The 979-nt window shown below is 67.6% G+C and carries 1 protein-coding gene; it reads right to left on the bottom strand.

Features of this window, described 5'->3' with window-relative positions; genetic code table 11:
• Positions 1–979, bottom strand: a 979-nt coding sequence (locus tag ABD143_RS38055) for a catalase (RefSeq protein ID WP_343988744.1), incomplete at both ends; no start/stop codon positions are given.

Here is a 979-nt window from a genome sequence, read left to right as displayed (position 1 = left end):
CACGCTCGCGGATGTCGTCGGAGACGATCCCGGCGAGGGCACCGGAGACGTTGGACACCAGCCGCGCACGCGCCGCGTCGTCCATCACCTCGTTGACCAGGGTGTTGGCCTGGCCGTAGTCGTCGTCCTCGGCATGCAGTGTGTAGGCGGCGCGCACCATGTCCGAGTCCAGCGCGTAGTGGCCGGCGTAGTCGTCGATCGAGGCCTGGGCCTGCGGGCCGCCGACCGAGTTGGGTGCGTACACCGGGTCGGTGACGCTGTCGACGCGCATCGCGCCGTCCTTGGAGTAGCTGTGCACCGGGGCCTTGGGCCGGTTGACCGGAATCTGCTTGTGGTTGACTCCGATCCGGGCGCGGTGCGCGTCGGCATAGGAGAAGCTGCGGCCGAGCAGCATCTTGTCCGGGGACAGCCCGGTGCCGGGCACGATGTTGCTGGGCGCGAACGCGGCCTGCTCGATCTCGCTGTGGTGGTCGGTGAAGTTGCGGTCGAGTACCAGCTTGCCGACCTCGATGAGCGGGTAGTCGGCGTGCGGCAACGCCTTGGTCAGGTCGAACGGGTTGAACCGGTAGGTCCGGGCGTCCTCGAACGGCATGATCTGCATCTTCAGCGTCCAGGACGGGTACTCCCCGCGCCCGATCGCCTCGTGCAGATCCCGGGCGTGGTAGTCGCCGTCCTTGCCGGCCAGGTCGTCGGCCTCGGCCTGGGTCAGGCACTGGACGCCCTGGTCGGAGATGAAGTGGTAGCGCACCCAGAACGTCTCACCGTTGGCGTTGATCCAGCTGTAGGTGTGGCTGCCATAGCCGTTCATGTGCCGCCAGGTGCGCGGGATGCCGCGGTCCCCGAACAGCCAGGTGACCTGGTGGGCCGTCTCCGGGGAGAGCGTCCAGAAGTCCCACTGCATGTCCGGCGAGCGCAGGTTGTTGGCGGCCAGCCGCTTCTGCGAGCGGATGAAGTGCTGGAACTTCATCGGATCCCGCAG

Source organism: Pseudonocardia aurantiaca, from assembly GCF_039526725.1.
Taxonomy (GTDB): domain Bacteria; phylum Actinomycetota; class Actinomycetes; order Mycobacteriales; family Pseudonocardiaceae; genus Pseudonocardia; species Pseudonocardia aurantiaca.
Note: the sequence above shows the minus strand (reverse complement) of the source record. Positions and strands in the feature narration are given on the sequence as shown.